The organism is Abyssibacter sp., assembly GCF_964229365.1.
GTDB lineage: Bacteria > Pseudomonadota > Gammaproteobacteria > Nevskiales > OUC007 > Abyssibacter.
Map to the genome: position 1 here is coordinate 1 of NZ_CAXRDQ010000015.1, position 21,536 is coordinate 21,536.

At 62.5% G+C, this 21,536-nt stretch carries 22 protein-coding genes; 2 read left to right on the top strand and 20 right to left on the bottom strand.

All coding sequences use genetic code 11. The annotated features are described in order from the left end of the window. The 3 genes from ACE1EY_RS01930 to ybgC all read right to left on the bottom strand — a co-directional run. A partial coding sequence (locus ACE1EY_RS01930) for a biopolymer transporter ExbD (protein WP_370299323.1) occupies nucleotides 1-339 on the bottom strand: 339 nt, incomplete at its 3' end. 12 nt (nucleotides 340-351) lie between these two features. Further along, the gene (gene tolQ / locus ACE1EY_RS01935; RefSeq protein WP_370299324.1) at nucleotides 352-1,062 is read right to left on the bottom strand and encodes a protein TolQ; all 711 of its coding nucleotides are present in this window, start codon (nucleotides 1,060-1,062) and stop codon (nucleotides 352-354) included. Continuing rightward, nucleotides 1,059-1,481 carry a tol-pal system-associated acyl-CoA thioesterase gene (gene ybgC / locus ACE1EY_RS01940; RefSeq protein ID WP_291513581.1) on the bottom strand — a complete coding sequence of 141 codons (423 nt, stop codon included), beginning with the start codon at nucleotides 1,479-1,481 and terminating at the stop codon, nucleotides 1,059-1,061. Before ybgC ends, tolQ begins: the two co-directional genes overlap by 4 nt. Before the next feature lie 259 nt (nucleotides 1,482-1,740). Here ybgC and ACE1EY_RS01945 point away from each other — a divergent pair, with 259 nt between their 5' ends. Both ACE1EY_RS01945 and ACE1EY_RS01950 read left to right on the top strand, forming a co-directional pair. Then, nucleotides 1,741-2,649, top strand: coding sequence for an isoaspartyl peptidase/L-asparaginase family protein (locus tag ACE1EY_RS01945; protein WP_370299325.1), 909 nt, complete (start codon nucleotides 1,741-1,743; stop codon nucleotides 2,647-2,649). A gap of 55 nt (nucleotides 2,650-2,704) precedes the next feature. Continuing rightward, complete coding sequence (locus ACE1EY_RS01950; protein WP_370299326.1) at nucleotides 2,705-4,888, top strand: PQQ-dependent sugar dehydrogenase; 2,184 nt, start codon at nucleotides 2,705-2,707, stop codon at nucleotides 4,886-4,888. Here the strand turns inward: ACE1EY_RS01950 and ruvB are convergent. From ruvB to ccmB, 17 genes are all read right to left on the bottom strand, one after another. Beyond that, nucleotides 4,885-5,934 carry a Holliday junction branch migration DNA helicase RuvB gene (gene ruvB, locus ACE1EY_RS01955; protein ID WP_370299327.1) on the bottom strand — a complete coding sequence of 350 codons (1,050 nt, stop codon included), beginning with the start codon at nucleotides 5,932-5,934 and terminating at the stop codon, nucleotides 4,885-4,887. The genes ACE1EY_RS01950 and ruvB overlap by 4 nt on opposite strands. Nucleotides 5,935-5,942: 8 nt before the next feature. Further along, nucleotides 5,943-6,539: a Holliday junction branch migration protein RuvA gene (ruvA, locus tag ACE1EY_RS01960; protein ID WP_291512582.1), complete on the bottom strand. Its 597-nt coding sequence runs from the start codon at nucleotides 6,537-6,539 to the stop codon at nucleotides 5,943-5,945. Continuing rightward, nucleotides 6,536-7,072: a crossover junction endodeoxyribonuclease RuvC gene (gene ruvC, locus ACE1EY_RS01965; RefSeq protein WP_370299337.1), complete on the bottom strand. Its 537-nt coding sequence runs from the start codon at nucleotides 7,070-7,072 to the stop codon at nucleotides 6,536-6,538. Before ruvC ends, ruvA begins: the two co-directional genes overlap by 4 nt. Continuing rightward, entirely contained in the window at nucleotides 7,048-7,791 is a 744-nt protein-coding gene (locus tag ACE1EY_RS01970; RefSeq protein ID WP_291512581.1) for a YebC/PmpR family DNA-binding transcriptional regulator, read from the bottom strand. The genes ruvC and ACE1EY_RS01970 overlap by 25 nt, the downstream gene beginning before the upstream one ends. 27 nt (nucleotides 7,792-7,818) lie before the next feature. Next, nucleotides 7,819-8,394 carry a YfaZ family outer membrane protein gene (locus ACE1EY_RS01975; protein WP_291512580.1) on the bottom strand — a complete coding sequence of 192 codons (576 nt, stop codon included), beginning with the start codon at nucleotides 8,392-8,394 and terminating at the stop codon, nucleotides 7,819-7,821. A gap of 2 nt (nucleotides 8,395-8,396) precedes the next feature. Next, nucleotides 8,397-9,836, bottom strand: a complete 1,440-nt coding sequence (gene lpdA, locus ACE1EY_RS01980) for a dihydrolipoyl dehydrogenase (RefSeq protein WP_291512579.1) — start codon at nucleotides 9,834-9,836, stop codon at nucleotides 8,397-8,399. 60 nt (nucleotides 9,837-9,896) lie between these two features. Further along, complete coding sequence (gene odhB / locus ACE1EY_RS01985) at nucleotides 9,897-11,147, bottom strand: 2-oxoglutarate dehydrogenase complex dihydrolipoyllysine-residue succinyltransferase (protein WP_370299329.1); 1,251 nt, start codon at nucleotides 11,145-11,147, stop codon at nucleotides 9,897-9,899. Nucleotides 11,148-11,198: 51 nt separating this feature from the next. After that, entirely contained in the window at nucleotides 11,199-14,060 is a 2,862-nt protein-coding gene (locus ACE1EY_RS01990) for a 2-oxoglutarate dehydrogenase E1 component (protein ID WP_291512576.1), read from the bottom strand. A gap of 273 nt (nucleotides 14,061-14,333) precedes the next feature. Continuing rightward, on the bottom strand, nucleotides 14,334-15,224 hold the full coding sequence (gene galU, locus ACE1EY_RS01995; protein WP_291512575.1) for a UTP--glucose-1-phosphate uridylyltransferase GalU: 891 nt from the start codon (nucleotides 15,222-15,224) through the stop codon (nucleotides 14,334-14,336). 186 nt (nucleotides 15,225-15,410) lie between these two features. After that, nucleotides 15,411-16,607 carry a c-type cytochrome biogenesis protein CcmI gene (gene ccmI / locus ACE1EY_RS02000; RefSeq protein WP_291512574.1) on the bottom strand — a complete coding sequence of 399 codons (1,197 nt, stop codon included), beginning with the start codon at nucleotides 16,605-16,607 and terminating at the stop codon, nucleotides 15,411-15,413. Continuing rightward, on the bottom strand, nucleotides 16,604-17,047 hold the full coding sequence (locus ACE1EY_RS02005; RefSeq protein WP_291512573.1) for a cytochrome c-type biogenesis protein: 444 nt from the start codon (nucleotides 17,045-17,047) through the stop codon (nucleotides 16,604-16,606). Before ACE1EY_RS02005 ends, ccmI begins: the two co-directional genes overlap by 4 nt. Then, a complete protein-coding gene (locus ACE1EY_RS02010; protein ID WP_291512572.1) occupies nucleotides 17,044-17,586 on the bottom strand; it encodes a DsbE family thiol:disulfide interchange protein in 543 nt (180 codons plus the stop codon). Before ACE1EY_RS02010 ends, ACE1EY_RS02005 begins: the two co-directional genes overlap by 4 nt. Beyond that, entirely contained in the window at nucleotides 17,583-19,535 is a 1,953-nt protein-coding gene (locus ACE1EY_RS02015; RefSeq protein WP_291512571.1) for a heme lyase CcmF/NrfE family subunit, read from the bottom strand. The genes ACE1EY_RS02010 and ACE1EY_RS02015 overlap by 4 nt, the downstream gene beginning before the upstream one ends. Then, nucleotides 19,532-19,984, bottom strand: coding sequence for a cytochrome c maturation protein CcmE (gene ccmE / locus ACE1EY_RS02020; RefSeq protein ID WP_370299330.1), 453 nt, complete (start codon nucleotides 19,982-19,984; stop codon nucleotides 19,532-19,534). The genes ACE1EY_RS02015 and ccmE overlap by 4 nt, the downstream gene beginning before the upstream one ends. After that, nucleotides 19,974-20,138, bottom strand: a complete 165-nt coding sequence (gene ccmD, locus ACE1EY_RS02025) for a heme exporter protein CcmD (protein WP_291512569.1) — start codon at nucleotides 20,136-20,138, stop codon at nucleotides 19,974-19,976. Before ccmD ends, ccmE begins: the two co-directional genes overlap by 11 nt. After that, nucleotides 20,135-20,866 (bottom strand): heme ABC transporter permease, encoded by a 732-nt coding sequence (locus tag ACE1EY_RS02030; protein ID WP_291512568.1) that lies wholly within the window; start codon nucleotides 20,864-20,866, stop codon nucleotides 20,135-20,137. Before ACE1EY_RS02030 ends, ccmD begins: the two co-directional genes overlap by 4 nt. Beyond that, entirely contained in the window at nucleotides 20,866-21,531 is a 666-nt protein-coding gene (gene ccmB / locus ACE1EY_RS02035; RefSeq protein ID WP_373928031.1) for a heme exporter protein CcmB, read from the bottom strand. Before ccmB ends, ACE1EY_RS02030 begins: the two co-directional genes overlap by 1 nt. Between the last annotated feature and the right edge of the window lie 5 nt (nucleotides 21,532-21,536).

The window sequence follows — 21,536 nt, forward strand, 5'->3', positions numbered from 1 at the left end:
CGAGTGGTAGTCAACCTTGCCGTCGCCCTCGAGCACCACCGCGAGATCCGGCCGGCTGCGCTTGGCCGCCTGAATGATGTCGATTGCCTGATCGCGAGTGATCGGCGCCTCGGGATCGGGTCCGATGGACAGATACATGTCACCCGCTGCGTCTACCGACAGGATCACCGGCTCGTTGCTGGAGTCGACACCCATCGGTTCGGCGTTGGCGTCAGGCAGGTCTACATCCACGCCCTGCGTGAGCAACGGTGCGGTGATCATGAAAATCACCAGCAGCACCAACATCACGTCGATGTAGGGCACGACGTTCATTTCCGCCGCGAGCTTTCTGCGAGCCATGGTCGAAGACTCCTAGGCTTCTGGGCGGCGGCTGGTGCTTTGCAGCCCGCGCTCAAGAATGCCGACCAGCTCCTCGGAACACGCCTGGAAACGGCTCTCCAGCCGGTCCAGCTGGCTGGTGAAGATGTTGTACGCAATAACCGCCGGGATCGCTGCGAAGAGGCCGATCGCGGTCGCGATCAGCGCCTCGGCAATGCCCGGTGCGACCATGGCCAGGGTTGCCTGTTTGACGTTTCCGATGGCGATGAAGGCATGCATGATCCCCCAGACCGTTCCAAACAAGCCGACATACGGGCTGGTCGAGCCAATCGTCGCGAGGACCGGAAGCCCGCCCTCCATACGATCGACTTCGCGCATCTGCGCCACCCGCATGGCACGTTGAACGGCCCCGGCGGCCGATTCGTCGGCGCCGCGGTCATCGTTCTGCTGCATGTTGGATCGCTGCCGCCGGTACTCCTCGTAGCCGGCAAGAAACAAGGCCTCCATGCCGTGGTCCGCATGGTCGCTGCCCTTGACCCGATCGTAGATCTCGGAGATCTGCCCACCCGACCAGAATCGATCCTCGAACCGATTCGCCGATCGCTGGATGCGACCCAACATCCGACGCTTGGAGACGATGATGATCCAGGACAGCACGGACGCCACCATGAGTCCGGCCATGACCAGTTGCACCAGCAGACTGGCGTCAAAGATCAAATGTGTGAGCGACAGCTCGTTGTTCATGCGTTGCTCCCAAAAAACAAAGCCGGCAGCGCGCGCGGCTTGAAGGTCGATTCGGTCAGGCAGGCCGCTCGGACCTGCGCCTGGATGAGGCAGCGCCCTGCCGGTGTGCCGAGATGCACTGCCTGAGTGAAGCGCAGACTGGCGCGTTTGCGCTCGGTGATCTGCACTGACACAGCCAGTTCGTCGTCCAGTCGAGCCGGCCCGAGAAACCGTGTGGTCATCTCACTGACCGCGAAACAGAGATCCAGTTCGTTTCGGAGCGCTTCCTGCGACCAGCCAAGATGGCGCACCCACTCGGTGCGGGCGCGCTCCAGATAGCGTAGATAGTTGGCGTGATAAACCACGCCACTGGCGTCCGTGTCTTCATAGTAGACACGCGTGGTCCACCAGAACGTTGTGTTGTCAGATGAGTCCGGCATTCCTTGCCAAGCCTGTCGTCAAAGAGGCCGCAGCAGATAGCTTGCGGGTTAAATAACTGATTATACGCGTAATATTGCGGAAAACCGGCCCGTTCCATCCGGATTGCGCCTGAAAACAGGCCATGCGGCGTTACTCGTCGCTTGTTTGGAATGACCAAACTTCACTTCCCGCGCCGTGCCTGGCCTGTTTTCAGGCGGCCACTTGGCGGCGGGAATAGATCAGTGTCTCCTTAATACTCAACCTTACGGACTTCTCCGCATGACCCATCACCCTGTTTCATTTGCGATCCACGGCGGCGCCGGCGATATGCCGGATCGGGATCATGGCTACGCTGACCACCTGGCTGCCCTGCAAGCAATCGGGGTTTCGACACGGCAAGCCTTGGCCGACGGCGCCGACGCCATTGATGCCGTCGAACTCGCGGTTCGGCAGCTGGAGGATTGCGAACTGTTCAATGCCGGCCGTGGCGCCGTGCTCAATGCCGATGGCGACGCGGAACTGGACGCCTCCATCATGCGTGGAGACGGCGCCTGTGGGGCCGTCGCCGGAGTACGTCGTCCGCGCAATCCCATTGGCCTTGCACGCGCGGTCATGGACGACGGCCATCACGTGATGCTGGTTGGCCCGAACGCGGATCAGGCTTGCGATCGGTTTGGTGTCGACACCGCTCCGCCCGACTATTTTGTCGTGAACGACCGACTTCGGCAGTTGGACCGAGCCCGCGAACGCTCCGCCATCATGCTCGATCACGACGAGCCTTTAGGCACGGTGGGCGCCGTTGCTCGCGACGCACGCGGTGCACTTGCTGCGGCAACCTCGACCGGCGGAATGACCAACAAGGCGCCAGGGCGTGTCGGGGATTCCGGCATCATCGGTGCCGGCACCTGGGCCAGCGATGCGAGCTGCGCGATCTCCTCCACCGGCCACGGCGAATCATTTGTCCGCGTCAATGCTGCGGCACAGATTCACTGGCGCATGCTCCTCGGACACGAACCGATGACCGCGGCTGCAGAGCTGGTCATCGACCAGATCGTTGCCTGTGGCGGCATGGGTGGGTTGATCGGCATCGACCGCGACGGGCTCGTCTGTCTGCCCATGAGCACGCGCGGCATGTTTCGGGCCTGGGCAGAGTTGGACGGCCCAGTACAGGCTGCGGTATTCAGGTAGTCCGCCTGTATCGAACGTCGAAGCCGCTCTCGGCCGCGTTCCACCGAGTCCGAACATGCTGACACCGACGCGAACTGCGGCACTCCTGATGGCGTTGTCGCTCTGGGGTTGCGGCGGCGGCGGGTCTCCCGCTGGGGTGCCCGATCCTGTCGATGATCCACCGCCGGGTGAAACCGTGGGCCTGGACACACGGCCGACGAATTCGGCCTGTGTGGCGAGCGAGTTCGCGCCATCCGGCAGCGCGGCGTTTGAGCTGGAAGCCGCCTTTCCGGAACTGCCGGCGCTGTCGCAGCTCGTGACCTTGCATCAAGCACCGCACGACAACAGCCAGTGGTACTCGGCGCAACAGAACGGGCTGATTCGTCGATTCGCCAATCGCAGCGATGCCGATTCGCTGCAAACCGTGCTCGACCTCAGTGACGTGGTCGTCAACAGCGGCGAGCAAGGTCTGCTGGGCATGGATTTTCACCCCGAATTCCCTGCGGACTCCCGCCTGTTCGTCTACTACAGCCTAGAGGGTCCGCGGCGCAGCCGAGTCAGCAGTGTTGCGATCGACGGTGCCGGGGTTGCCCTGCCCGGCTCGGAGACCGTCATCCTGGAAATCAGCCAGCCCTTTGCCAACCACAATGGCGGCACCCTGCTATTTGGCCCCGATGGCCTGCTTTATCTTGGCTTGGGCGACGGCGGCTCCGGTGGGGACCCACAAGGCCATGGTCAAAACACGCAAACCTTGCTGGGTTCCATGCTGCGGATCGACGTGGATGGCGCACCGCCTTACGAGATTCCGGCTGACAACCCATTCGCCAGCGGGGGCGGTGCTCCGGAAATCTTCGCCTGGGGTTTGCGCAACCCGTTTCGCTGGAGTTTCGACCGATTGACAGGCGAACTGTGGGCGGGAGACGTTGGCCAGAACGCCTATGAGGAAATCTCGATCATCCGCCGCGGCGAGAACTACGGCTGGAATACCCTGGAAGGGTTTCACTGCTATAACGCGAGCAGCTGTGATCAGGCGGGTTTGACCCCGCCGGTAGCGGAATATCCACACGAAGCCGGTCGATCGGTCACCGGCGGTTTCGTCTACCGCGGTCAGGCGATTGCCGGGCTGCGGGGGCGCTATGTATTCGGTGATTTCACCAATGGCCGCATCTGGGCGATTGATCGGGATGCCGGTGCGATTGATGCCAACGATGCCGCGCTGGAATCCGGGTTGAGCATCGCCGGTTTCGCCGAGGACAACGACGGCGAACTCTATGTGCTCAACTACAGCGGCAACGACGGCCGCGGCGTTTTCAGGCTGGTGTCATCGGCCGATAGCGAGCCTGCCACCGACACCGTGCCGGATCGCCTGTCGCAAACCGGCTGCGTCGACATGGACGACCCCACGGCGCCTGCCGAGGGCACCGTGTCCTATGCCCCCGCCGCCGCGTTCTGGTCCGATGGTGCGAGTAAAGCGCGGGCGGCCGCGATTCCGGACGGCACCACTCTCGGGCGCACCGGCTCGGGGGACTTCCTGTTCCCGGTCGGCTCGGTGCTGATCAAGCATTTTCTCCGCAACGACAAGCCATTCGAGACCCGGCTGCTCATGCGGCACGGCGACCGCTGGGGCGGCTATAGCTACCGATGGAACGATGCCGGTGACGAGGCCTTGTTACTGCCCGATGCGCTGGACGAGTCCGTGGAGGGTGAGCCATGGCACTACCCCAGCCGCACGGAATGCTTCGAATGCCACACCGATGTGGCGAATACGACGCTTGGGCTCTCAACATCACAACTCAACAGGACCTGGCGCTACCCGGAGACCGGCCGCATTGGCCAACAGCTCGACACGCTGGCCTTCATCAACTGGTTTGCGACCCCCATCAACGACGCTGAGCAGGCCACCGCCCTGGTCGATCCCGCCGACCCGGCACAGGCGCTCGACGCGCGGGCACGGGCCTACCTGGAGACCAATTGTGCGATGTGCCATCAGCCGGGTGGCAGCAGCGGCGCGGGCATTGATTTGCGTGCCCTGGTCTCGCTGGCGGACATGGGCATCTGCGATGTGTCACCGCAGTCCGAAACGCTGGGCATCGACGACGCACGCCTGCTGGCACCGGGGGAACCGGAGCGGTCAATCATTCGCGAGCGGATGAACCGGCGGGACGAACACGCGATGCCGCCCTTGGCCTCGCGGCTGGTCGATGCCGACGGCGTGGCCCTGATCGGTCAGTGGATCGCGTCGGTGGATGCCTGTCCCTAGTCGCCCGGAAACAAGGCCTGGGCGGGTTCACCACTGCCCGCCGGCGCCTGCAAGCCCATGTGCAGCCAGGCCGACCGCGTCGCCTGCCGGCCTCGCGGCGTGCGCTGCATGAAGCCTTGCTGAATCAGGTACGGCTCGATCACGTCTTCGATGGTGTCGCGTGATTCACCGATCGCGGCGGCCAGGCTCTCCACGCCGGTCGGACCGCCATCAAAGCGCTCTACCAGGGCCGACAGCAGCTTGCGGTCCATGACGTCAAAGCCTTCCTTGTCGACATCGAGCATATCCATCGCCGCCTGCGCAACGTCCTGGGTGACATCACCGTCTGCGCGGACCTGTGCGTAGTCGCGAACACGGCGCAGCAAACGATTGGCGACGCGTGGCGTCCCGCGGGAACGACGGGCGATTTCCATCGCGCCACCGGTGTCCAACTCCATACCAACGATGTCGGCCGAGCGGCGGACGATCCGGCTCAATTCATCCAGGGTGTAGAACTCCAGCCGGTGCACGATGCCGAAGCGGTCGCGTAGCGGTGAGGTCAGCGAGCCGGCGCGGGTCGTCGCGCCGACCAGGGTGAACGGTGGCAAGTCCAGCTTGATCGAGCGCGCGGCCGGCCCTTCGCCGATGACGATATCGAGCTGATAATCCTCCATGGCCGGATAAAGCACTTCCTCGACGACCGGGCTGAGGCGATGAATTTCGTCGACGAACAGCACGTCATGCGGCTCCAGATTCGTGAGCAGCGCAGCCAGATCACCCGGGCGTTCGAGCACCGGACCGGAGGTTTGCCGCAAGCCCACGCCCATCTCGGCAGCGATGATATGCGCCAATGTGGTCTTGCCCAGGCCGGGCGGCCCGAAGATCAGCACATGATCCAGGGCCTCGCTGCGCTGACGCGCCGCCTCGATAAAAATGCCGAGGCGCTCGCGGACCGGGGCCTGCCCAACATAATCAGCGAGTTTCTTGGGGCGGATGGCACGGTCGATCCGGGCCTCTTCGCCGGAGGCCGAGGCATCCACCACGCGGCTGTCATCAAAATCGCTCATGTTCGCGACTATCGCATGGCCGAGCGCAGGGCAGCACGGATGATCGCTTCACTGTCCATCCCCGCCTCGGCCACCTTTTGGACCATCCGCCCGGCTTCTGCAGGCTTGTAACCCAATGCGACCAAGGCGTCGGTGGCCTCGGAGGGTGCGCCCTGCGGCTTCACTTCCAGCGAACGTCCATCGCTCCTGCCGGATGCGATCAGGGCATCGGTGCGGCCTCGCATTTCCACGACCAGACGTTCGGCAGTCTTCTTGCCGATGCCAGGTACACGCGTGAGCGCGGTGACATCGCCCTCTTCGACGACACGGGTGAAATCCGCAGGCGGGATGGTCGAGAGAATCGCCAGCGCCAGCTTGCCGCCCACGCCGTTGATGCGGATCAGCACACGAAATAGATCACGCTCCGCCATTGATGCGAAGCCGAAGAGCTGCTGTGCATCTTCGCGCACGCTCAAGTGGGTGTGCACGATCACATCCGTGCCGGTTTCGCCGAGTTCGTAGATGGTCGACATCGGCGCCTCGACCTCGTAGCCGACACCCTGCACATCGATCAGAAGCACCGGCGGACGCTTGGCGATCAGGGTGCCACGGAGCCGTCCGATCATGATGACTGCGCCAGTAGCCGCGCGGCCGGCGATGAGCGCCAATGCGCGTGGCAGACGGCGATCGCTAACGCGTCCGCGGCATCGGCCTGTATCGGTTTCTGAACCCCCAGCAATGCCCGCACCATATGCCCAACCTGTGTCTTGTCTGCTCGGCCGTTGCCGACGATGCTCTGCTTCACTCGAGCTGGCGGATACGCTGAAATCGGCACATCCATGCAGGCGATGGCCGCCATTGCTGCCCCCCTGGCCTGCCCCAGCTTCAAGGCCGACATCGCATTGCGATTGACGAACACGTCCTCGAGTGCCGCTTCGGCGGGCCGATACTCGCCAACCAGGTCGTGCAGCGACTCGTAGATCTTACGCACGCGCTGATCAAAAGCTGCGTCGCCGAGCCGGACGCAACCCCAGGCCACCGCTGTCTGGCGCTGCCCCAGCACATCAATGACGCCCCAACCCGTGTAGCGGGATCCGGGATCGATGCCGAGAATACGGACCGTGGTCGCCAGGTTCAGGCGACCTCTTCGCTCGGGTATTCAGCGTTGGTGAAGACGTCCTGCACATCATCCAGATCGTCTAGTGCATCGACCAGGCGGGTCAGGGTCTCTGCCTGTTCGGCATCCAGTTCAACGCTGGTGGTCGCCAGCATCGTGACATCCGAATGCGCCGGCTCCAGCCCGTCCGCGGTGAGGGCATCGCGAACCGCTTCATAGGCATCCGGAGGTGTAAGCACCTCGATCGAGCCATCGTCGTTGGTCGTGATGTCCTCGGCACCCGCTTCCAGCGCGATCTCCATGACACGTTCTTCCAGCGCTTCGTCGCCGTGGGAGAACACGATCACGCCGGAGCGGTTGAACAGGTAGGCCACGGAACCGTCCGAGCCAAGGTTGCCGCCATGCTTGGTGAAGGCGTGGCGTACGTCTGAGACCGTACGATTCCGGTTGTCGCTCAGGCAATCAACCATCACGGCAACGCCATTGGGGCCGTAGCCTTCGTAACGGATTTCCTCGTAGTCGTCACCTTCCATGGCACCCGAGCCACGCTTGATCGCGCGCTCGATGTTGTCCTTGGGCACGGACTGGGCTTTCGCCTTGTCGATGGCTAATCGAAGCCGTGGGTTGGAATCAACGTCCCCGCCGCCCATCTTGGCGGCGACGGTGATTTCCTTCGCCAGTTTGGTGAAGAGCTTGCCGCGTTTCTTGTCCTGGGCGCCCTTGCGGTGCTGGATGTTCGCCCATTTGGAATGACCTGCCATCTTGCGTCTGCTTTTACACTCGTTCGATCAGAACTTCAGGTGGAAACCGGCGTGTGCACCCGTATCCACACTCATTTCGCTACCCGGATCGAAACCCAGGCGCACCTGACGCGCGCCGACGTACACGTAGGCGTTGCGAATCAGCTCGTAGTTAATGTTCGCGGCATATTCGAGGAACTTGTCGATGTCGCCAAAGGCCGATACATCCGGTGCGTAATAGAGATACGCCCCCAGGCCGATTCGGTTGAATGCCGGCAGCCTTGCGTCCACCGCGCCACCCAGTGCCACGGCACCGCCGTTGGCGTCACCACCATTGACGTCCAGACCGACCAGGCGCACGCCCAGACCCGCGTTGACCAGCGCATTGCGGGCGCCGGCGTCGCCGGTGACCAGCAAGCCCAGATGGCCCATGGTGAAATCGGCGTTGTCATCGTCGGAGTACAAACCGCCGAAGGACAGCTTGCCATTGCTATTGGGTAGCAAACCGGTATCGGAAGAAAACTCCCCGCGAATCGCGTCACCAGACAGGTTCAGGTCCAGGGACTGCTCTGCAAACACGAGGCCCGGTGCCAGCATTGCCAGCATCAAAAGGGTTTTTCGCATGATTAGCGCTTCTTCTTGTTGATCGAGTGGATGGCGTGTCCATGCACGGACAAAGCCGCTTCGTGCACCGCCTCCGACAGCGTGGGATGAGCATGCATGGTCAGGGCAATATCCTCGGCGGTTGCGCCGAATTCCATTGCGACGACCATTTCGGCCACGAGTTCCGAGACATAGGGCCCGACCATGTGGGCGCCGAGGATGCGATCGGTTTTCGCATCGGCGACCAACTTGACCGAACCCGTGGACATTTCCAACGCTTTCGAGCGGCCGTTCGCAGAAAACGGGAATGTCCCGACGTTGTAGTCCACACCCTCGGACTTGAGCTGCTCTTCCGTCTTGCCTACCCAGGCCAGTTCCGGTGCGGTGTAGATGACCGATGGAATCGCGTCATAGTTCACCGCCGGTTTCTGGCCGGCAATCAATTCAGCACAGGCGACGCCCTCTTCCGAGCCTTTGTGCGCCAGCATCAGACCGCCAATCACGTCGCCAACGGCGTAAACATTGGGCAGGTTGGTCCGATAGGTCTCATCGACTTTGACGAAACCCTTGTCGTCCAGCGCAAGACCAGAATCCTTGGCGAACAGTGAATCGGTGTTCGGCCGACGACCCACAGCCACGATGAGCCGATCGAAGGTGTCGGACTGCTTCTCGTCGCCGGTCTGGTACTCGACCTTGACCTGCGTCTTCTGCGCCTTGGCGCTCAGCACGCGGGCGCCGAGCCGGATGTCCAGCCCCTGCTTCTTGAACTGGCGGGCGGCGTCCTTTGCGATCTGCTGATCCGCCATCGGCAGAAACTGGTCCATCGCTTCCAGCAGGACCACTTCGGCCCCCAGGCGCTGCCATACGCTGCCCAGCTCCACGCCGATGACGCCGGCACCGATGATGCCCAGCCGCTTCGGCACCTCAGGAAACTCCAGCGCGCCCCAGGAATCAACGATGCGATCGCCATCAAAGGGCGCAATCTTCAATTCCACCGGCGAACTGCCGCTGGCGATGATGATGTGCTCGCAGCTCAGTTCCCTCGCATCGCCCTGGTCCACCGGCGTGACCTTGACCTTGCCGGACCCCAGCACCGTGCCGGTGCCTGGAATCCCCTCCACGCCGTTGGATTTGAACAGTGCCTGTACGCCGCCGTTCATCTGGCGGCAAATGCCGGATTTGCGTTCGTGCATCGCGGCCAGATCCAGCTTGATCTTGCCTGTACCAATCCCGTGCTTTTCGAACTCGTGATGCGCGCGGTGATAGAGCTCCGAGGATTCAAGCAGTGCCTTGGACGGGATGCAGCCCGCATTGAGGCAGGTGCCGCCGAAAGCCTGCGTACCATCGCGGTTCAGCCAGTTGTCGACGCAGGCGGTCTTCATGCCCAGCTGCGCGGCGCGAATCGCGGCGACGTACCCGGCCGGGCCGCCACCGATCACAATGACGTCAAAGTCCTTGCTCATTGCTCAGTTCTCATTTGTTCGAATGGTTGCAAATCAATCTATTAAGGACGGATCTGCAAGTTAAATCTGAAGCAGAAGACGGCCTGGATCTTCCAGTGTTTCCTTGATCGTGCGCAGGAACATCACGGCATCCTTGCCATCGACCAGGCGATGGTCGTAGGACAGCGCCAGGTACATCATTGGGCGGATGACGATTTCGCCGTCGACCACCACGGGCCGTTCGATGATGCCGTGCATGCCAAGAATCGCCGACTGCGGCGGATTGAGGATCGGTGTCGACAACATCGACCCGAAGATCCCGCCGTTGGTGATGGAGAAGGTTCCACCCTGCAGGTCAGCCATCGTGATCTTGCCGTCACGGGCCTTCATGCCGTAGTTGTTGATGGCCTGTTCGATCTCGGCAAAGCTCATCGATTCCGCGTCTCGCAAGATCGGTACGACCAGCCCGCGCTCCGTCGAAACGGCGATGCCGACATCGTAGTACCCGTGGTAGACCACATCGTCATCGTCAATGGATGCATTGACGATCGGGTAGCGCTTGAGGGCCGCCACGGAAGCCTTGACGAAGAACGACATGAAGCCGAGCTTGATGTCATAGGATTTCGCGAAGTTGTCCTTGTACCGGGCGCGCAGGTCCATAACGGCCTTGAGGTCAACCTCGTTGAAGGTCGTGAGCATGGCTGCAGTCTGCTGCGCCTCGACGAGGCGCTCCGCGATGCGCTTGCGGATGCGGGTCATCGGTACCCGCTGCTCCACACGGTCGCCAGACGGCACGCTCACCTGCTCGGCCTGCGGTGCAGGCTTGGAGGTCTTTTCGCCTGCCTGGCCGGCCTCGTCGGACTTGCCAGCGTCGTCGGTCTTCGAGGCCAAGTAGTCTTCAACGTCGCTCTTGACGATGCGACCACCCTTGCCCGTGCCCTTGATCTTGCTCGGGTCGAGGTCGTGTTCGGCGACCAGCTTGCGAACGGCAGGGCTGAGCGGCGGACTATCCTCGCCTTCCCCGGATGGCGCCTCGGACTCACCGGATTGTTCGTCGGCGTCGGCACCCGAGTCATCGGTATCACCACCGCCCTGACCCTCTTCGAGCACGGCGATCACGTCACCAGAGCCCACCGTGGCGCCTTCTTCGGCCTTGATCTCTTTCAGCACGCCATCGGCAACAGCGGGCACTTCGAGCATGACCTTGTCGGTTTCGAGCTCGCAGATGTTCTCGTCGCGAGACACGCGATCACCCGGCTTCTTGTTCCAGACTGCCACGGTGGCTTCGGTAACCGACTCAGGCAGGGCCGGGACTTTGACTTCAATACTCATTCCGTCTCCAAACAAATTCCATATGCGTGACCACAGGCGGTGAAAGGCATCCTACTCACCCCGTGTCCGATTGCCGGATTCCAATGCCTCGCGAACCAGCTCCTCCTGCTCCTGCACATGGACCTTGTGATAGCCCGTTGCGGTAGAGGGAGACCCTGCTCGTGTGGCATACAACATGACGTGACGCTCGCCCAGCGAGTTCAGCAGGCGATGCTTGATCTGGTACCAGGCACCCTGATTCTCGGGCTCTTCCTGGCACCAGACGATTTCGCTGGCATTGCCGTAGCGCGCGAGAATGGCCTTGTATTCATCGCGCGGGAACGGGTAGAGCTGCTCGATCCGAACCAGGGCGACCTGGTTCTGGAGCTCCAGCTCCTCGCGTTTCTGCAGCAGGTCGAAGTACACCTTTCCGCTGCACAGCACGATGCGCCGGACGGCGGCTTTGTCCTCGATGCCCTTGTCGTCGATGATGGTTTCGAAGCGTCCTTGCTGGAGATCCTCCAGCGAGGAGACCGACTGCTTGTGCCTGAGCAAGCTCTTCGGCGTCATCACGATCAGCGGCAGCCGGTAATCACGCTTGAGCTGACGCCGCAGCATGTGGAAGAACTGGCTGGGCGTGGATGGCACGCAGACCTGCATGTTGTCGGCGGCGCATAGCTGCAGGTAACGCTCCAGGCGGGCCGACGAATGTTCCGGCCCCTGGCCTTCGTAACCGTGAGGTAGCAGCATCGTCAGGCCGCAGACGCGTGCCCACTTGGCGTGGCCAGACGCGATGAACTGGTCCACGACGACCTGTGCGCCGTTAGCGAAATCGCCAAACTGCGCCTCCCAGATCACCAGCGTTTCCGGCTGTGCGGTCGCATACCCGTATTCAAAGCCGAGCACGCCCTCTTCGGACAGCAGCGTGTCATTAATCACGAACTGTTCGGGCTGCCCGACCGTGCGCAGCGGGACGTGAACTTCGCCATCCTTCTGATTGATCAGGCGGCACTGGCGATGGAAAAACGTGCCGCGCCCCGAATCCTGACCACTGAGCCGCACCTGGAACCCGTCATCAATCAGGCCCGCATAGGCCATGGTCTCGGCGAAACCCCAGTCGATCGGCAGGCCACCGGCCGCCATCTTCCGGCGGTCCTTCATGATCCGTTCGACGCGGTTGTGCAGCGTGAAGCCGTCCGGCACGTCCAGCAGCTTGTCGGCCAAGCCTTTCATCTGTTCGGCCGGGACATTCGTCTCGCAGTACGCGTCCCAATGGCCGTTGACGTATTTGCCCCAGTTCACCGTGAACTGGTTACCGACCATCCCCAACGTGTTGCGGGCGATGTTCTCGCCGTTATCCAGGCCGTTGCGGTAGTCGGCATTGAGCTGATCCGCTTCCTTGCCATCGATCACGCCGGCTTCTTCCAGTCGCTTGGCGTAGATGGCCCTGGGGGTGGGATGGCCCTTGATGATTTCGTACATCTTCGGCTGCGTGACGGCAGGTTCATCGGCCTCGTTGTGGCCGTGGCGTCGGTAGCAGACAAGATCGACGATCACGTCCTTGTGGAACTCGGACCGAAAATCCATCGCCAGACGAGTCACAAAGACCACCGCTTCCGGATCGTCCGCGTTCACATGAAACACCGGAGCTTCCAGCATCTTGGCGATGTCGGTGGAATACAGCGATGTGCGCGCGTGTTCACGCTGCGCCACTTCGATCGGGTTATTGGTCGTGAAGCCAACCTGGTTATTGACGATGAAATGCACCGTGCCGCCGGTCGCATAGCCCTTGGCCTGCGACAGCTGCAAGGTCTCCATCACCACGCCCTGCCCGGCGAAGGCGGCGTCGCCATGAACCAGCACCGGCAAAATCGTGTTGCCCCGCTCATCACCGCGCCGATGCTGGCGTGACTTCACCGAGCCCTCGACCACGGGGTTCACGATTTCCAGATGTGACGGATTGAATGCCAGCACCATGTGCACACGGCGACCGTCCACTTCGATGTCGTTGGAAAAGCCCTTGTGGTACTTCACGTCCCCGGAAAAACTAAGGTCCTCGGCCGTGACCTTGCCCTCGAATTCGTCGAACAAGTCCTTGGGCGATTTGCCGAGCACGTTGACCAGCACGTTCAATCGACCTCGATGGGCCATGCCGATGACGACTTCTTCGACCTCGTGCGCCGAGGCACGGCGAATCAACTCGTCCAGGGCTGGAATCAGCGAATCGCCACCCTCGAGTGAGAAGCGTTTCTGGCCGACGTAGCGCGTGTGCATGTAGCGCTCGATGCCCTCGGCGGCGGTCAGCTGCTTGAGCACTTCCTTTTGTTCATCAGGCGTCAGCCGCAGATCGTCGATCGTGCCTTCCAGGCGACGCTGGATCCAGCGCTTTTGCTGCGTTTCCGTGATGTACATGTACTCGGCACCGATCGAATCGGTGTACACGCGCTTCACAACGTCGATAATCTCGCGCAGCTTCATCCGGTTGGCCGTGGCCAACGAGCCGGTATCGAACTCGTTTTCCATGTCCGAGCTACCAAGCCCATGGAAAGCCGGGTCCAGATCAGGAACCTGAGGTTGATTGGCCAGGCCGAGGGGGTCCAGCTTGGCAGCCTGGTGCCCGCGCACGCGGTAATAGTTGATGAGTCGGAGCACCGACGATTGCTTCGATGCGGCCTGGGCGGAAAGCCCTCCGCCCTTGCCGACGCTGACCACCGGCTTGGCGCGGGCCAGCTCCGCGAAAGAGCGCTGAATCGGGCTATGCGCGACGTCATGCCGGGCGCCGCCGGTTTCCATCTGCTTGAAATAGTCGCGCCAACTGGCCTCGACTGAATCCGGGTCGGCCAGGTACTGCTCGTACATGGCTTCGACCCAGGCGCCATTGCCTCCGGAAATCGGAGATGTTTCTAGAAAATGTCGCAGCTTTTCGCCGGTCATTTCGGCCTCTGCACCAGATGGATCGGCGCAGTATACGAGCGCTTTTCGCCAGAACCCACCCGCGCAAACACGTGAGCGTGACCGCAGGCGAACTTGGATACGGGGGCCTCCGTCAACTCTCTGAATCGCAACAAAAAAACGAATGACAGCAAGCAGTTGCGTGATGCAATCCCAACGCGCCCCCGGCGGCGCTTTCCGCAAAACGAAAAGGAATGCGCGCAAAACGAAGCAGCCCCGCCGAAGCGGGGCTGCTCGTTCATACGAAAGTACGCTCTATTTGCCGTCGCGAGGCCAGGAAGACGTCAGGTCGGCCAGGTACTCGCGGAACTCTTCTGCCAGGTCCGGGTGCTTGAGTCCCAGTTCGACGTTGGCCTGGAGATAACCCAGCTTGCTGCCGCAATCGTAGCGCTTGCCTTCAAATTCGTAGGCCAGCACCGTCTGCTCCTGAATCATCGCGCTGATGGCGTCGGTGAGCTGGATCTCTCCGCCGGCTCCCGGCTCGGTGGACTCCAGCAGTTTGAAGATACGGGGCGTCAGGATATAGCGGCCGACAACGGCGAGGTTCGATGGCGCATTCTCCGGGTCCGGCTTTTCCACAATGCCGCGGATCTCGCCCAGGCCTGGTCCGACCGGCTCGACCTCAACAATGCCGTACTTGTGGACCTCGTCCTGCGGAACACGCTGCACGGCGATGACCGAGGTGCCGTATTCCTGGTAGACGCGCTGCATCTGTGCCAAGGCCGGGCGCAGTTTTCCGTCAATCAGGTCGTCGGCAAGAATCACCGCGAAGTCTTCGTCGCCGACGGCTGTCCACGCGCAGGAGATCGCATGACCCAGGCCGCGGGCTTCAGGCTGACGGATGTACACACAAGTGATGCCGGGCGGCAGAATGTCGCGGACTTCCTGCAACAACGCCGTCTTGCCCTTTTCCTCAAGCTGCTTTTCCAACTCGTAGGATTTGTCAAAGTGGTCGAGGATTGAGTTCTTGTTGTTGCTGGTGATGAACACCAGCTCCTCAGCCCCGGCCGAAACTGCTTCTTTCACCGCGTACTGGATCAGCGGCTTGTCAACGATCGGCAACATCTCCTTGGCATTGGCTTTGGTCGCCGGGAGAAAACGGGTTCCCAGACCCGCGACGGGAAAGACCGCTTTGCGTAGTCGCATGATTATCCTTTTAGTTGGTTGGACGTATGCTCGATGTTGCAGGCATTCGCCGCGTGGCGATGAAGGTCCTGCAGCCTAGGTAGTGACGCTGCGCGGCATGTCGAGAAATCATGCCGAGTGGCTATTTCATCGAATATCCGCGCGAAAATTCTCAATATAGGCTAGCGCAATGCCTCGTATGACGCATCAGGGCACTCGCTCGTCGATAACAATCATATGCGTTTGGCCCGTGTCATCTCGTGTCAGCTCGATCTGACCCTGCAGGTCGCCTGAGCTTGCTCGGGCCTCGCCGGCACGCGAGATGCGGGCCGAGATTGACCAGCGATCTGCCGAGTCCAGTGATAATCCCTGCATCATCGCATCCTGACTGCTCAATGTGACAGCGAGCGGAAACCTTGGCGAATCCAGCCGTTTGGCGGCCAGCGGCATCGGTGGCCCGGCCACCTGCTTGGCGAACACGAACAGCGTGAACCGGTCGGGTACAGCGTCTTCAAACTTCGGTGCGAGCTGGACGGTCAGAGACAGCTGCGTCCCCGCCTCGGCTGGCGTGTCAGCCGGGGCCGCCGCGGGCGGTGCGGTCTCCGATGCGTCGGCCGGCACGCCTCCGAGCGCGATCACCGCACGGCGGACCGCCCCGGCCAGCGGCTCATCCAGTTCCTGGCGATCCAGACGCTGCAAGCGCAGCAGCGCGATGTCTTGCTTGCCATCCTGCGCCGCGGCGAGGCTGCCGTACCAGAGCCCACGCGTGTTGTTTGGATCAATCTGAAGCGCCGTATCGAACAGTGCGGCCGGTCGTCCAAGCCAGTCCTGCCCACGAGCCATGCCGAGCGCCTCGCCCTCGGCCACCAGGGCTTCGACGTTGCTGCCGTCGGTCTGTTCGTTGATCTCCCGGTAAAGCTTCGCAGCCGGTTGATAACGCTCGGTTCCCATGTACACCCGTGCGAGCATGCGGCGCGCATCCAGATCATCCGGGCTCGCGCTGACCCGCGACTCCAGTTGTTCGACCAGCCCGCTCATCTGCTCCGCATGCGACATGGGAGGCAAGCCGCCGCTGGCCAGATAAAGCCCGGCGGCGACCAGCGGCACGACCAGAATCGCGACCGCCGCCATCCAGCGGCCGCCCGGCTGCGCGGTGCCTTCCTCGGCCTGGGCGTCACGCAACAGCTCGGTCGCGGCGTCGGTTTCCAGCTGTTCAAACGTCGCGGTGTCGATCCGCCCAGCGGTGAGATCGGTGTCCAGTTCTGCCTTGCGGCTGCGGAACGCAGCCACATTGTCGGCCTGGCGACTGCGTCTTCCAGACCGCAGGCGGCGCAGCGAGAAGGCCGGGAACAGCATGGCGACGAGCGCCAGGCCGATGAAGATGGCAATCAGTAGAGCTTTCATTCTTTGTCCAGCAGGCGCTGCAAGGCTTCGCGATCAACCGAGTCAGGCGACGTCGGCTCGGGGCGTCGCTTGCGCAGCATCCAGACCGCGATCAGCAGCGTCGCAATCAGAACGACAAATGGCGTCAGCCAAAGCAGCCAGGTCGTTGGCTTGAACGGCGGCCGGTACAGCACGAAATCGCCATAGCGCGCCTGCAGATAGGATTTGATCTCATCGTCACTGCGACCGGCGACCAGCATGTCGGCGACCTGCCGCTTGAGATCCTGGGCCAGCGAGGCGTTGGACTCGGCGATGTTCTGGTTTTGGCAGACCAGGCAGCGCAGCTCTTCCAGCAGGCTGTGGTAGCGCTCGGTCTGTTCCGGCGACAGATTCTCCGGTGCCGCGAAGGCCAGCCCGTAGAACGCAAATGCCACACCCGCCAGAACCGCGCGCAGTTTCATGCCGTTGGCTCCTGCAGCAAACGCTGCACAATCGGGCGGAAGGTCTCTTCCATGCTGGTCGGGTCCAGTGGGCCAATGTGCTTGTAGCGAATCCGGCCCGTGGCATCGATGACGAAAGTTTCGGGTACACCGTAAACCCCCCAGTCGATGCCGACATCGCCGGCTCGGTCGCTGGCAATCGCCTGGTAGGGGTCGCCGTGGCGAGCCAGCCATGCCAGGGCGTCACCCGGAGCATCCTTGTAGTTCAGCCCGTAGAGCGGCACATCGGATGTCTCGGCCCAGTCCATCCATAGCGGATGCTCCAGGCGGCAGGGCACGCACCAGCTTGCCCAAACATTGACGATGCTCACCTGCCCTTCGAACTGCCGCTCCGAGAGCAATTCGCCTGGCGCACGCAGACTGGGGAGCTCGAATGACGGAGCCGGCTGGTCGATCAGCGGTGATGGCACACGGCTGGGGTCCAGACGCAGGCCGACCGCAAACACAGCGATCAGGGCACCGACCACCAGAATCGGCGCGATCAGAACCCAGCGACTCATGCGCGGACCGACTCTGGGTCGACCACCGCCGATGACGCTCGGGATCGCAGCCGGTACCGGCGATCGGTCGCAGCCAGCGCGCCGCCAAACGCCATGAGCAGCGCACCAAACCAGATCCAGCGAATCAACGGTTTCACGTAAAGCCGCAGAATCCATGCGCCGCCCTGCACCGGCTCGCCCAGCGAGACATACAGATCCCGCAGCGGACTGACATCAATCGCTGCCTCGGTCATCGGGTTGCCACCGGTGCGGTAATAGCGCTTTTCCGGGTTCAGCGTCGCGATGGAGCGGCCTTCCCGACTAATTTCCACGGTGCCGACATCCGCATTGAAGTTCGGGCCTTCGTCACGCGCCACGCCGATGAACTTGAACGAGTAGCCGGAAAATTCGGCGGCTTCGCCCGGCGCCAGCCGCACATCGCGTTCAATCGAACCGTGGTTGACCAGCGCAACACCGAGCACGAAGACGCCCAGGCCGACATGCGCCAGCGACATGCCCCATTGTCCCCGCGCCATCTTCACCCGACTACGCCGCAGGGTGATGCGCAGCGGTTCGGCCAGCGCACCGACAATGCACCACACCGCAAGCAGAATTGCGCCGGTGACCCCAAGCCCGCGAACACCGAACAGCGCGACCAGCACTGCGACCAGCACTGCGGCGATCAGCGGAATCATCACCTGCCGACGGACGCGGCCCCAGTCGCCCCGTTTCCACATGACCGGCATGGCGAAGCCCACGAGCAGCACCAGCGGCAGCGTCAACGGTGCGAACACACTGTCGAAATAGGGAGGTCCGACCGAGAGCTTGCCCAGCCCCATCGCGTCGATGAACAACGGGTAAAGCGTGCCGAGCAACACCGCGAGCGCGGCCACCGACAGGAACACATTGTTCAGCAGCAGCAGGCCTTCGCGTGAGAACAGCGTCAGCCGTTGTGACACCTGGAATCGGTTCGCGCGCATCGCGAACAGCAACAGCGCTCCGCCGACGAAGAAACCGAAGATCATCAACACGAATACGCCACGTGACGGGTCTGTGGCGAAGGCATGCACCGACACCAGCACCCCCGAGCGCACCAGGAAGGTGCCCAGCAAGGACAGCGCGAACGCGGAGATCGCCAGCAGCACGGTCCATGCCTTGAACATGCCCCGTTTTTCGGTGACGGCCAGCGAATGGATCAGCGCGGTGCCGATCAGCCAGGGCATGAAGGACGCGTTCTCGACCGGATCCCAGAACCACCACCCGCCCCAGCCGAGCTCGTTATAGGCCCACCATGATCCCAGCAGAATACCGACCGTGAGAAAACTCCAGGCCAGCGTGGTCCACGGTCGTGTCCAGCGCGCCCAGGCTGCATCCAGCCGGCCGCTGATCAGCGCTGCGATGGCGAAGGCAAACGCCACGGAAAAGCCGACATAGCCCATGTACAGCATGGGCGGATGAATGATCAGCCCCGGATCCTGCAATAGCGGGTTCAGATCCTGACCTTCAGGCGGTGCAGGAATCAGACGTTCGAACGGATTGGATGTGAGCAGCGTGAACAGCAGGAACGCAAAGGAAATCGCCCCCATCACGCCGAGTACCGATGCCCCGATGTCGCGCGGCAGGCTCCGATTGAGTCCGGCGACCAGCAACGTCCAGGCACCCAGCATCAGCACCCATAGCAGCAGCGAGCCCTCGTGGCCGCCCCACACGGCAGAAATCCGATAAAACATCGGCAATTCGCTGTGGGCGTTGGTGGCGACGTAGCGCACCGAAAAATCCACATGGATGAACGACCAGGTCAACGCGCCGTAAGCGATGATGGTGAATACGACCTGCCCCACGGCGAGCGGCCACGCCATGGCCTGCCAGCGCTCACGGCGCAATGCGACCCCGGACAGCGGTGCCACGCATTGCATCAACGCCAGCCCGGCCGCCAGGCACAGCGCGAAATGGCCCAGTTCCGGGATCATGTTCGGGCCACAGGCATGCAGCTCATGCCGGCCTTGTCCTTCAGTGAGGCTTCCAGCTCCGGCGGCATGTAGTTCTCGTCATGCTTGGCGAGCACTTCCTCCGCGCTGAATCCGGTCTGCGTATCGTAGGTACCGATCGCGACAATCCCCTGCCCTTCACGGAACAGGTCAGGAAGAATTCCGGAGTAGCGAACGGGAATGGCCTTGTCGCAGTCCGCCAGCCGAAACGTGACGGTGGTGTCCGTGGCAGACCGTTCGACGCTGCCCTCTTCGACAATCCCGCCCAAGCGCACACGGGCCTGGGCCGGTAGCTCGCCTTCGAGAATTTCCGACGGACTGTAGAAGTAGATCAGATTGCTCTGAAAGGCGACCAGCGCCAGGGCCACTGCCGTTCCGGCGCCAAGGACCAGTGCGGCCACCGCCATCATGCGACGTTGTCTACGCGTCATCGTCCGTTTCTCGTTCCAATCGAATATCCCTACGCTGCCGGCTCAGTGACGACCAGCCCAGCAATACGCCTCCGAGCAGGACGGCAGCCGTCAGTCCGAAGGAGGTCCATACGTAGACCGCATAGCCTCCCATGTTCCACCACGACTCGCTCATGCCACCGCCTCACGAATCCAACGCGCGTCACGTTCCCGCGACAGAACCAGGGCACGCATTCTCATGCACTGCATCGCGCAGTAGTAGAAAGTGAAACCCAGCGCGTTGACCAGCAACGGCCAGAGCATGTCCATGGAGATCGACGGCGAATCGAATTTCGTCACGGTGGCGCCCTGATGCAGGCTGTTCCACCATTCCACGGAGTAATGAATGATCGGCACGTTCACGACGCCGATCAGTGCCAGCACGGCGGCCGCACGGGCGCCGCGTCGCGGGTCCTCGAACGCGCCGTTGAGGGCGATGACGCCGAGATAAAGAAACAGCAGTACCAGTTCGCTGGTCAGCCGGGCATCCCAGACCCAGTAGGTGCCCCACATCGGTTCGCCCCAAAGCATTCCGGTGACCAACGCCAGCGCGGTGAACGCAGCGCCGATGGGCGCGGCGGCCACCACGAACAGTTCGGCCAGTTTCATGCGCCAGATCAGCGCCACGCCACCGGCGACCGCCATGGTCGTGTACACGAGTAGCGACAACCACGCGCTGGGCACATGAACATAGATAATGCGAAAGGCATCGCCCTGCTGGTAGTCGGCCGGCGCCAGCACCAGCCCGCCGTAAGTGCCGACGACGATCAGTGCCGCGGCCGCAACGCCGAAAATCACTTGCAGCGTACCGCCCCAGCGATAAAACGTCGGCGGGGAGGCGAGTCGGTGAAACCAGGTCCACATCAGTCGTAACTCAGTCGCAGCGCCACGGCTGCCAGCGGCGGAGCCAAAGTGGCGTACAGCATGGATAAGGCGGCCGTGAAGTATACCGGACCGGCACCGGGAAACCCGGACTGCACCGCCGCCACGGCACCCGCGCCGAACACCAGCAGCGGCACGTATAACGGCAGAAGAATAATCGCCACCAGCACGCCGCCATTGCGGAGGCCCACCGTCAGCGCGCCTGCAACCAGACCCAGCGCCATGAGGCCGAGCGTCCCGGCGATCACCGTCACGAACAGCACGCCGGCGGCGGCCAGCGACAGACCATAGGCCGCACCGGCGATCGGCGCGGCAATCGCCAGCAGGCTGCCCAGCCCCAGCCAATGCGCGCCGAGCTTGGCGAGCAGCACCCACCACAAGGGTGTCGGTGCGGTGAGCAGCACCGCCAAAGTGCCATCCCGCGCGTCATCACGGAACAGCCGGTCCAGCGACAACACCACGGCGAGCACGACCGCGATCCAGACGATGGCGGGTGCGACCAGCGTCAGCACCGCGTCGGCCGGATCGACGCCCAACGGAACAATCATCACCACCATGGTGAAGTAAGTCAGCGGCTGGAGCAGGTCCTGCCGTTGCCGGAACAGCAATTGCCATTCGCGAGTCCAGACTGCGCCCCAGATCCCCATGGCGT

Bases quoted from the DNA above. Each gene is read 5' to 3' on its own strand.
- tolQ (WP_370299324.1), bottom strand. From the start codon at position 1,062: ATGAACAACGAGCTGTCGCTCACACATTTGATCTTTGACGCCAGTCTG.
- ybgC (WP_291513581.1), bottom strand. From the start codon at position 1,481: ATGCCGGACTCATCTGACAACACAACGTTCTGGTGGACCACGCGTGTC.
- ACE1EY_RS01945 (WP_370299325.1), top strand. From the start codon at position 1,741: ATGACCCATCACCCTGTTTCATTTGCGATCCACGGCGGCGCCGGCGAT.
- ACE1EY_RS01950 (WP_370299326.1), top strand. From the start codon at position 2,705: ATGCTGACACCGACGCGAACTGCGGCACTCCTGATGGCGTTGTCGCTC.
- ruvB (WP_370299327.1), bottom strand. From the start codon at position 5,934: ATGAGCGATTTTGATGACAGCCGCGTGGTGGATGCCTCGGCCTCCGGC.
- ruvA (WP_291512582.1), bottom strand. From the start codon at position 6,539: ATGATCGGACGGCTCCGTGGCACCCTGATCGCCAAGCGTCCGCCGGTG.
- ACE1EY_RS01970 (WP_291512581.1), bottom strand. From the start codon at position 7,791: ATGGCAGGTCATTCCAAATGGGCGAACATCCAGCACCGCAAGGGCGCC.
- ACE1EY_RS01975 (WP_291512580.1), bottom strand. From the start codon at position 8,394: ATGCGAAAAACCCTTTTGATGCTGGCAATGCTGGCACCGGGCCTCGTG.
- lpdA (WP_291512579.1), bottom strand. From the start codon at position 9,836: ATGAGCAAGGACTTTGACGTCATTGTGATCGGTGGCGGCCCGGCCGGG.
- odhB (WP_370299329.1), bottom strand. From the start codon at position 11,147: ATGAGTATTGAAGTCAAAGTCCCGGCCCTGCCTGAGTCGGTTACCGAA.
- ACE1EY_RS01990 (WP_291512576.1), bottom strand. From the start codon at position 14,060: ATGACCGGCGAAAAGCTGCGACATTTTCTAGAAACATCTCCGATTTCC.
- galU (WP_291512575.1), bottom strand. From the start codon at position 15,224: ATGCGACTACGCAAAGCGGTCTTTCCCGTCGCGGGTCTGGGAACCCGT.
- ccmI (WP_291512574.1), bottom strand. From the start codon at position 16,607: ATGAAAGCTCTACTGATTGCCATCTTCATCGGCCTGGCGCTCGTCGCC.
- ACE1EY_RS02005 (WP_291512573.1), bottom strand. From the start codon at position 17,047: ATGAAACTGCGCGCGGTTCTGGCGGGTGTGGCATTTGCGTTCTACGGG.
- ACE1EY_RS02010 (WP_291512572.1), bottom strand. From the start codon at position 17,586: ATGAGTCGCTGGGTTCTGATCGCGCCGATTCTGGTGGTCGGTGCCCTG.
- ACE1EY_RS02015 (WP_291512571.1), bottom strand. From the start codon at position 19,535: ATGATCCCGGAACTGGGCCATTTCGCGCTGTGCCTGGCGGCCGGGCTG.
- ccmE (WP_370299330.1), bottom strand. From the start codon at position 19,984: ATGACGCGTAGACAACGTCGCATGATGGCGGTGGCCGCACTGGTCCTT.
- ccmD (WP_291512569.1), bottom strand. From the start codon at position 20,138: ATGAGCGAGTCGTGGTGGAACATGGGAGGCTATGCGGTCTACGTATGG.
- ACE1EY_RS02030 (WP_291512568.1), bottom strand. From the start codon at position 20,866: ATGTGGACCTGGTTTCACCGACTCGCCTCCCCGCCGACGTTTTATCGC.
- ccmB (WP_373928031.1), bottom strand. From the start codon at position 21,531: ATGGGGATCTGGGGCGCAGTCTGGACTCGCGAATGGCAATTGCTGTTC.